At 46.5% G+C, this 10,593-nt stretch carries 8 protein-coding genes; all 8 read right to left on the minus strand.

Annotation, left to right across the window (positions count from 1 at the left end; genetic code table 11):
- Positions 1 to 23: 23 nt before the first annotated feature.
- Positions 24 to 4,010: an SUMF1/EgtB/PvdO family nonheme iron enzyme gene (locus DW033_RS01525; RefSeq protein ID WP_233554117.1), complete on the minus strand. Its 3,987-nt coding sequence runs from the start codon at positions 4,008 to 4,010 to the stop codon at positions 24 to 26.
- A gap of 110 nt (positions 4,011 to 4,120) precedes the next feature.
- Positions 4,121 to 4,879, minus strand: coding sequence for a hypothetical protein (locus tag DW033_RS01530; protein ID WP_005863044.1), 759 nt, complete (start codon positions 4,877 to 4,879; stop codon positions 4,121 to 4,123).
- A 34-nt stretch (positions 4,880 to 4,913) separates the two neighbouring features.
- Positions 4,914 to 6,008 carry a hypothetical protein gene (locus DW033_RS01535; RefSeq protein WP_005863046.1) on the minus strand — a complete coding sequence of 365 codons (1,095 nt, stop codon included), beginning with the start codon at positions 6,006 to 6,008 and terminating at the stop codon, positions 4,914 to 4,916.
- Between the two features lie 11 nt (positions 6,009 to 6,019).
- Positions 6,020 to 7,795 carry a YncE family protein gene (locus tag DW033_RS01540; RefSeq protein WP_122382323.1) on the minus strand — a complete coding sequence of 592 codons (1,776 nt, stop codon included), beginning with the start codon at positions 7,793 to 7,795 and terminating at the stop codon, positions 6,020 to 6,022.
- A gap of 17 nt (positions 7,796 to 7,812) precedes the next feature.
- Positions 7,813 to 8,610 (minus strand): IclR family transcriptional regulator, encoded by a 798-nt coding sequence (locus DW033_RS01545; RefSeq protein WP_005863050.1) that lies wholly within the window; start codon positions 8,608 to 8,610, stop codon positions 7,813 to 7,815.
- 165 nt (positions 8,611 to 8,775) lie between these two features.
- The gene (locus DW033_RS01550) at positions 8,776 to 9,264 is read right to left on the minus strand and encodes a Dps family protein (protein ID WP_008772444.1); all 489 of its coding nucleotides are present in this window, start codon (positions 9,262 to 9,264) and stop codon (positions 8,776 to 8,778) included.
- Positions 9,265 to 9,418: 154 nt separating this feature from the next.
- Positions 9,419 to 10,102 carry an outer membrane beta-barrel protein gene (locus DW033_RS01555; RefSeq protein ID WP_034531327.1) on the minus strand — a complete coding sequence of 228 codons (684 nt, stop codon included), beginning with the start codon at positions 10,100 to 10,102 and terminating at the stop codon, positions 9,419 to 9,421.
- A 135-nt stretch (positions 10,103 to 10,237) separates the two neighbouring features.
- On the minus strand, positions 10,238 to 10,593 hold a 356-nt coding region (locus DW033_RS01560; protein ID WP_233554118.1), incomplete at its 5' end, for a Dps family protein.

Consider the following 10,593-nt stretch of genomic DNA (forward strand, 5'->3'; position numbering starts at 1 on the left):
TATCTATAAATAGACCTTGTCTATTAGTCCTCAATAATTACCCGGAAGCCTACGTTGAATACACGTTGGTACGGATAATATCCTTTACGGGTATAAGCCGTCGAGAATTTCGGTCGCTCGATATAAGAACCGCCACGAACCACCTTATACTCGGAAACCTCTTTCGATTTCTCGTTGTAAGGATAAGGCAAGTAATCTGAACGTGTCCATTCCGCCACGTTACCGTGCATGCAATACAAACCGAACGGATTCGCTTCATATTGCTTACCACCCACCTGAACCAAATTGCCATCATCCACGCCTTCCTCTTTCGGTAAGTAAGTATAGTACTTGTACCAATAAGAAGTCTTAGGCATCGGTTGCGGGTCGATACCGCTTACGGCAAGCAGGAGCGTGGTTACGTCGGCTAGGTTATCCTTTTTACCGAAGTCCGCATTCATATCGCCATACCAGAAATCTTGATCGCTACCGGCACGACAAGCCCATTCCCATTGCGCCTCGGTCGGAAGCGTGATGTTCAAGCCTGTTTTCTCACTCAGCTTCTTACAATAATCCATAGCGTCATTGTAACTTACACGGATTACCGGTTGCTCTGGCTTATTAGCGGGATATCCTTGAACCACGTGATCCTTCCATTGCTGATCCACGAAACGGCTGTCGTGATCCGGGAAAATCACGTTGAATTGCTGGTTCGTAACCTCCAACTCACCCATCCAGAAAGCTTTGTCAATCTTCACTTTCGCCGTCGGACGAGTATCGGATTGCCCACGATAGCTACCCATTACGAATTGTCCGGCCGGAACGCGAACAAATGTCATCTTGATACCCGGAGCCAACTCGATCTCCTTACGGGTTTCCTTCTCGTCGGCCAACATAGCCTTGATCCGGTCCGCATCGAAAGGCCAACCTTTCACCTTCAACTCTTTTTCCTTGACAGGAGCCAATTTCTCCGGCATCTCCGGTTTGATCTCACCTTTACCCTTCAAGTAAGCGGCATAATCGGAGATCTCTTTCTTCCAATCCACGCCTGCGCCATTCGCATACTTATCCGTCAACTCTTTACGACGCTTGATCTGGTCAAAGCCTTGATACGGGATGATATCCTTCGAAAGCACATTCGCATTGAAATAACCCTTATCCGGAGCGTTGTAATCAATCCAGTTATAAAGGGTTTTCCACTCTTTATCCGTCAGTTGCACGTTAAAGTGCCCTTTCTTCAACATACGAACCAGTTCACTCGTGTTCGGATGATATTCATACGGTTGAAGAACCACCATATCACCCTCGCCACCTTGACGGTGTACATACGGATGCAGATTCAAGTAAGAAGTGCCATAACCTAATTTATCCTTCTTGCCCCCACGCAAGTCGAAAGCCTTACCCTCACCATTATGGCAAGCGATACAGGCACGATCCAAGATCGGTTGGATCTCCAGATCGAACGTGAACGAACGGGTCCCCCCTTCCGGCGGAGTCAACGCATGCGGGGCTTTCTGCGAAGCCATCACACGTTTCGGGATAGGAATCTGGTTCTGGTCCTCATGGCAACCGATACAAGATACCACCTCGCCCGGCTGACCGGTCAACCAGCTACGCATCCACTGGATAGCCACTCCGTCTTTGTCTAACGGCTGGATAGAGATCGGCGTATTCGCCGGGATCTTGAAGATAGCGGAGCCATCCTCTTCTACCGGAACCGTACCCAACATACGCTTGATGTCCCAACCGGACTGGATTCCATGCCAGTTATGATCGGAGGTAGTCTTCACGTAAGCATACTCATAAGCGTGCAGACGAAGAGACTTAACCGTACCCCGGGGAATGCCTCTCAAACCCTCTCCCTCGTAAATATCCTGAATAAAGACCGTAGCCTCTTTGTCATTCAATTTCACACGGTCCGGAATAGCCGGAGGAGTCTGTGTCTTACGTACGGCAACCGGACTGATATAGCCCTCACCCTCTACCTTACGCAAACAAGTCACGTTATCGAATACGTCCACCAAATAGATACCCCATAAATCCTGTGGATCTAATTTAGCGGCCACCAAGAAATATTTATCATTCAGCGGAGTCGGTTTGATAAACTGCGGCCATACGCCATTTACCAACTCATCCTTAATCTCCTCCACGATCGGCCGGTTACGATACGGGATCTCCTGTACCATACCAGCGGCGCCTTTACGGGCTTTCGCCGGATCGAACACGATCAAACGACCGGAACGGGCAATACCATGGTGACCGGAGATAATTCCCACGAAAGCGGAACCGTGGCCCGGCAACGGCTGAATATCGAACGTACTGTTCGGGAACATCGATCCGCTACCATACAGCGCTTTCTGCTCCGTACCATCCGGATTCATGTTCATCACGATACGGGAATAATAGTGCGTCAAGTCCGTGTACTCCCAACGAGTGTACATCACACGACCGTTATTCATCACTACCGGGTTCCAGTTTGCGTCTTGATCGAAAGTCAGACGGCGCAAGCTCTTCGTGTCCGGCGTATAAAGTACCATATTACCGACAGGGTCATCACCGCTTACACAAGGCACGCCTTGATAACCGATATTCGAGTTGGCGATGATACGTCCGTCTGGCAGGTAGGTTCCGTCGTAGAACTCCAGATCCGGCTCCTCATTATGAATCAATTGCTTGAAACCGGTACCATCCAATTTCACCTCGAATACGTTCCAACGCTTATCGGGCATCGTCTGGGTAAACATAGCACGATCGCCATCCCAATGCATCCGCAAGTCGGCGACAGAGGAACCGTTTTCCGGTTTATAGATCGACCGTACCTGTACATCCTCCCCGCGTAAATTACTCAACTCCACGATATCGGCGTCGAAGCCCATACGGCGGGCGGACTCTTGGTTACTCCAGTTATTACCCTGCGTACCCAAATCCGGAGCCATTGCCTTATGAGCGTTTACACCTAATTTAAAGCGGGCAGCCAAGACTTTATCACCATCCAAGAACGGGTTCGCCAGCAAGATCGTACGTTTATTCGCGATCGCTTTCTCGGCATTAACCAAAGCGGCCTCATCACCATTATAAATGCCATCGAAACCTTTCTTTACCTGCTGTTCCAACTCATCCAGAACCGGTTGATATTTAGTGGCGTCGAAGCCTTTCAACTTTTTCATATCGTTGAAAGCCAAACGAATCGCCTCCATATTCAACCAACTCAAGTCGCTCTGTAAATTACAGATACGTTGAGTTTTCTCATAAAGTTTCAAATACTCACGGATCTGAGTATCAATATCTTTTTCCGTCTCGATCTGCTTAACAGCGTTCTTTACATACGCAGCGTCTTTCAGACGAGAAGCCAAATTCAAGACAATATCACGCTCGGCGGAAGCGTCACTAGCGGTCAACCAGTTCTCCAACCCATCGATATTAGCGTTTAAGGCCCCCAATTCCTTCGGATAAGCGGCTAGCAAACGTGCGGCCTCCTCCTTCGGGAAAACATTCATGATACGGAAGAATACACTACCTACCGTCGACTGATCGGCCAAACCCACCTCAGCCTCGAAGCGTACATATTCCTTATTGATATTGTACACCATCACGCCATTGGCATGGCATAATACACTATGATCGTATTTCTTACCGCCGATCAACAAAGGATTCCCGTATAAATCCGTATTCTTGCGGATACTGCCCGAGCCAGAAACCCAATAATCAGGATCTAACTCATCCAACCAAACCGAACTACCGTCCGCCTTGATTAAACGGGCGTTCGCCCATGTACCCCAATCCCAATCCGTACCATCCGGTCCGGCAGCCGTAACAAGCACCAACTGATCCAGCCCCGTCAAATCGGCGGACATCGGGACAGCCTTCTGCTTCGCCTTGATCCAAGCCGACATGATCGGCATGTTCGCCTTCACCAAAGAGGCACGAAGCTCAGACTTTTGTTTTACTGAGGCGTCAATCCAGTTATCCACCTTCTTTTGCTTCGGACCTGCCGAAACAAGAAGAGAGGTCGACAACAAGAGTGATACCATTATATAGTATTTATTCATGTATTAAATTTAAATTTAGAAGGTTGTTTATTGAAACCCTAAGGATCACGATCGGCAACCCTTAGAATTACGAAGCATAACCCTAGAGGTTTTTATAAAGCGGCCTTCTGGTTCGTGAAACGTAAGCCAGCGTTGTCGTGATAGCATGCCCACTCATCTACGATAGCGCCTTCCGGACCTGCCATCATAAAGTGGAATGTCTCCAATTTCTTCAGACGTAATACGTCGCCGACCTTCTGAACCACGAAATTCTTGCTCTTGATCGGTCCGTGTCCAGCAGGGATAGCCGGGGCGTTCGGAGTCTCGTCACCTACCTCAGAGAAGTTGTATACCCAACCCTTCTCTACCATCCAAGACTCATGTTTAGCAGGGAAGTCAGTCTTTACGTGAGCGTGTTCCGGAATCATCTGGCCCGGCAACAAATAGATAGCGTGAGCGAAATACTTATACTCCGGATCGTTGATCCAGAAAATACCACCCATACCTACATTCTCGAAATCACCCAAACCAAAGTCTGTCACCCACATATCTTTCGCCATCAACTCCGTGAAAGGAACATCGTAGAAAGCAAACATATCTTTCATCGCTTCCATAGCGACATCTTGTTGAAACTTGCCGTCTTTATAAAAATCGGCGTTCGTGTACTTCTTTGAATAAGCCATTGTTCTATTTTTTTGATTGTTAGTATTACATGCGTTCGTGCATTCTTTGCGGCAAGTTCCTTCCGGACAATTACCCTCCCCGTTAGCGGCGCAACAAGTAGCGTCTGTTGTTGTCTTTCCCGTACATGCGACCATAGATGCCAACGCCAATCCCATAGCCGCCATTTTCATGTTCAAACCTTTTCTCATTTGTTTTTGTGTATATTTGTTAGTACTATCTGTTTCAACGTATCGCTATTCCCTCGATCTCGATCAATAACTCATCCCGGCAAACGTCGGCCCACATATAAGAGATCGGGATATTTAATCCGTAGGTATTCATCAAACGCTCAGCCTCCTCGTAGTCGGATTTATTCTTCAAGTAGACTCGTAACTTAACCAATTTAGCGTCAGCGATCAGTTCCGCTATATTTTCCATCGTGATCCGTAATTGACGTTCCAGCCCTACTCCCTTCAAGCTCTCCTCACCACGGATAGCGGCTGTACCGGAGATATAAATCAATTTACGATCCTGAAAAGACATACTCTTGGCACGCTCGAACTTAGGAGTCGTCTTCTTTTGTCGGGCAACTTCCAGTACTTGTTCCGAATACGCATGGGCAGCCACCTGCAACTTATTATCGATCGGCGTAGCGAAAGCATCCGGCGTAGTAAACACGGCGGCATCCACATCGATCAAGATACCTCCCAGATTCGCCCCGATACCCGTAGCGGCAGGATAACCATTCGTCCATTCCGTTTTACTATAAAAATCAGACCGGGCGTTATTAAACGCCTGATAATGCTGGTCCTGACCGTCGAAAGCTGTTATACGCTCGATATAATTCCACTGACGGATAATGCTATTCAACGGAAAACCCTCCCGACGGAGCACATCCCCCAATAACCGGAAAGCTTCCACCGACTGAGGCTCTATACCAAAATGGAGTACATCCCCTTGAAAACCGCCGGCAAAAAGGAAACGTCCCGAGGCATTCTCCAACAAGACATAAGGAACACCTTGATAATGACGGAAAGTAATCCGATCCTGCGCATCGGGCACATAGCTATGTACCTCCATCAGCAAAGGAGCGTTCAGCGGCGGTTGGGAGACATAGCTCAAAGCCGGTTCGCAATCCCCATAATACCGACGGATTTTCTCCCGCAGCAAAACCCGGCGTGCCACGTATTCCTCATTCGTACCCGGAGTACCGAAAAAGGCCAGTCTCATGATCACCTCGTTTTGAGGTAATTGAGACAATAGATCGTCCACCATAACCGCGAACTCAGCCGGCTCAGTGTTTAATATCGTATAATGTATTTTCTCACAATAATTCATATCCTTTTATTTTACAGGGAGTTTACATATTCCGTTAATGCCTCGACATCTTTCTTGGAGACCTTTTTATCGATACCATGCTTATGGACCTCGAACACCTCTTCCATGGTAGCCGCACGCCCATCAAACAGATAAGGAGCCGTACGCCAAACCTCAATCAAAGTAGGAGTGTCCCACCCTTTCTCAAATTCGATATCCTCGCCGATACGGTGCATCTTCATATCCGTATAATAAGGACCGCTATGACACTCGCCACATTTCAGTTTCTCAAACACCTTTCTTCCCTCTTTCGCCTTATCCGATAATTCCCCATTTACTAAATACGGACTAAGCACCGGACGCAAGGATTTCATATAAGCGTCCACACATTTCGCCATTTCCTCTTCTGGCTCAAAAAACTGGATGAACTTAAAACCGGCACGTACCGCATATTCCGCACTCTCACGAACACCCGAGATCATGCTTGGGGGAGTCACATGCGAATACAACATGCTCTTACAATTCTTCGAGTTACCAACTCCATCATTCATCAAGTCCCAGTTCATCCCGTCCGTACGGGCATCCCCCGGATGGCAACCATTACAACTCTGCCAGCCTTGATAACAATGATTCGCATCGTTAAAATATTTCTCGCCCTTGTTCTCCGGCGTTTCCGTACGACCCGGATTCATGTCGGTAGCCGTTACCTCCAATGTATTTATATCGACGGTATTCAAGATATCGGCGAAATAAGTAGGGATTATCAACTTATCTCCCGAAAATATAAAATTTCGGGGACCGTTTCCTTGTAAGGGAACTCGCTCACGAAGTCCATACAAGAAATTCAAGTCGTAATCCAGACGGCTCTTATCCTTATAAGACTCAAACTTCGCCAACATCGCCGGATGATCGATCAAGCTTACCTCATGCGTACCGCTATGCGTGATAAAGATATGCTTGTCATCGCAAGCGATACTCCAGATACCGGCAGCGCCACGATCCGGCTCGTCCACCAATACCGCCCCAACGAATTCCTGCTTCGCCACATCGATCACGCTAAAAGCACTCGTGTTCATCCAACCTTGTTGAAGCTGGGAAGTAGGCACCGTGAATCGTCCCAAGTTATGAGACACGTATATATATTTCCCGTCCGGCGTGATGCACATCCCTCGTAAGGCATTGCTACCATTCGCCAATTGGATATCTTTCACTTTCGTAAACCCATCCATCTCGATTACCGATACGCAAGCGGCCACCACATCCACGTCCGCCCGTTGTGCGGGCAGGAAATTCGTAACAAACATATACTTGCCATCCTTGCTGAATACCGCCGATTTAGGCTCACGCAACACTTTCACGCTCCGGACTACCTTACGCATCACCGGATCTACCTCGACCACCGAATTATCGAACTGATTACATACATATATATGTTTCTTATCCGGCCCGAACATCGGATGGCAGGCTCCCGATCCCGTCGGTATGGCCGCTTCCACCCTACCCGATTCCAAGGAAAGAACTTGTAGGCGGCCGGTGTTCTCGAAGGTCGTCACATACACCTTATCCCCATCCGGAAGCAATCCGGTCGGGATCTCATCAAACGGAAACGAATGAAGCAAGCTCTTACCGTCCGCTGAAAAGATATCCAGATGTCTCGTTCCTTTCTGTGTCATTAATAGCTCCCCCTTTGCGTTCAATACGGCATCCGTAGTAAAGAAAGGTGGGTTGCCGGCTGAAGCGAGAGAAACGCAACAGCCGACAAGACAAGCCACCAATGAGTTTTTTATCAAGTATTTTCGTGTGTTCATGGTATATTTTGTATTCCTTATTTTCTAAATCCTAGTTCGTTCGAGATTACCCCGGCAACCTCCTTGATCGCCTTCACCGTATTTTTCACCACCTCTTTCGATAAGCGGTCTTTCGGGCCGGAGATCCAAATCGCTCCACAAGGATATCCCGTATAATTAAAGATCGGGGCGCCTACACAGATCACGCCGCTCAGCTCCTCCTCATTATCCATGGCATACCCCAGTTTGCCAACCCTTTCTAATTCCTCCAGATAGGCCTCACGAGAAGTGATCGTCCGGGAATTATACCGTGTAAACGTCATGTAGGACAGGTAACGATCTCGCACCGTCTTCGGCAAATAAGCCATAATCGCCTTTCCCGGAGCCGAACAATGCAACTCAAACGGCTTTCCCGGCGACAGGACGAAGCGGAACGTATGATGTCCTTGCGCTTGTTCGATAAAAATCCCTTTCTCATCTCCCAAGACACCAAAGCAAGCGGTCTCTTTCACTTGATCACGTAAATCACGCAAATGTGGCAAGACGGTCTCTAAAAGATTGTGTTCATTCAAGGATCTGAAACCAAGAGTCAATAATTTTCGGGAAAGTTTATAGCGTTTCGTGTCTTCACTAAAATTAAGATATTCCAGCCGCACCAATGTATTCAAAATACGGTAAGCCGTGGTCTGCGATATATCGAGCGCCGACTTAATATCTTGCAATGTTTCCCCCGCCGACCGCAAGGAAAGGTACTCAAGAACCGCAATGCCCTTCTCTAAATTAGGCACTTTATAGTTCTCATCCACTTTTTCCATATTTGGTAGCGTGTTTTCCATATTTGAAATTGCGTTTCAGATTTGAATCAAATATAGCAGTGATGAATTTAAACAAGATACGAAATATGTAAAAAGGTGTTAAGTATGTTGCAGAGCATAAATATCATAGAACAAAAAAGCCGGAATCTCTTCCGGCCTTCTTTAAACGCAATGAATCTACTATTTTTATTTCTTGCAATCGCAAGTTGAGTAGGCTACTAACATCCAAACCAACTTCTCCTGTTCTTTCAGATAATCGCTCATCAAAGCGACCGTAGCCTCATCGCCTGCCTCAGATGCCAAGGAAAGAAGTTTACGCTCCTCACCGATCAGATGACCGTATGTATCAAGAATATTCTTTAACGCCTCATCACCGCAAGATACGCCTGATACCTCTTTTACACGGGCTACTTTCAAATACTCGCTGAACTTGTTCTCCGGCTCGCCTCCCAACATCAGGATACGTTCCGCCAACTCGTCAACCTTCTCGGCAGCGTTGTTGTACATATCCTCGAATTTACCATGAAGAACGAAGAAACCGTGTCCCTTAATATTCCAGTGGAAACCACGAAGGTTCGTATAGAATACTTGGTAATCCGCCAATAATTGTTTCAAGCTTGCTACTACGTTACTTACCGCTGACGCATCTAAATGAAGATAATCTAATGTTTTCATACTGCTATTTTTTAATTGTTATACTTTTCGTTTTTCTTATATTGCAAAGATATGGCAAATATAAACAACTGTCAAACAGATAATTCCTATACATATATAGATAAAATCTATATTTAAACGATCAGCAAGAAGACTTGCGATAGAACTTGGGTTTCTATTTACCCAATTTAAACTTATATCCTGCGGTAAGAGCCAAAGTATGGTAATTCGCCTCGATCGATCCTCCCTTATACTCTTTACCTAACGATACATCATAGCCAAAATTGATAAAGCATTGTTTTATTTCCACACCTACAGTGGCACTTATCCCCCAATCAAAAGCACGAAGCCCTTCACAGGGATCATGGGTATAAAACTTAGCGGATTCTTCCGAAGCGACAGACCATCCCCCGAACATTCCTTTATCCAATACGCTTACGGCTATATAAGGGCCTACTCCAACATTCAAACGAATATCCTCAGCTAATTTGAATGAGAAATTAGCCATAATCGGTAATTGCAAGAAATTTCGTGTCACCTTATTTGAGTAATCATACGCATATCCATACGGATCATAAGTAGGTCCCGGCACTGCCCACCAATAACACCCATATCCATATCCGGGAAATTTGTCATTACTATATCCCCTTTGCGTATAATACAAACCTGACTTCAGAGAGAGAAATTCCGGCTTCAACTGATATTCCACTCCTACCCCAATCTTCCAACTCGGTTTCCAATCAACCATTGGACCCGCCTTCATCACTGTCATACCCGCTTCCGGAACTACCGACCACTGGGCTTGTACCGATATTACACCCAACATTAACACCATCGCAAATAATACAACTCTTTTCATATACTTTTTATTTTGATAAAATAATCGAACGACATATATGAATAAGACATGAAACAATAAAAAACCCCTATTGGCACCAACAGAAAAAGGCCGGAATCACTTCCGACCTTCTCCAAACGCAATGAATCACCTTTTTTACTTCTTGCAATCGCAAGTTGAATATGCTACTAACATCCAAACCAACTTCTCTTGTTCTTTCAGATAATCGCTCATCAAAGCGACCGTAGCCTCATCTCCCGCCCCGGATGCCAAGGAAAGAAGTTTACGTTCCTCATCGATCAAATGACCATACGTATCAAGAATATTCTTTAACGCCTCGTCACCACAGGATACGCCTGATACCTCTTTTACACGGGCTACTTTCAGGTACTCGCTGAACTTGTTCTCCGGCTCGCCTCCCAACATCAGGATACGTTCCGCCAACTCGTCAACCTTCTCGGCAGCGTTGTTGTACATATCCTCGAATTTACCATGAAGAACGAAGAAACCGT

This window comes from Parabacteroides sp. AF39-10AC, from assembly GCF_003635405.1.
GTDB classification, from domain to species: Bacteria; Bacteroidota; Bacteroidia; order Bacteroidales; family Tannerellaceae; genus Parabacteroides; species Parabacteroides distasonis.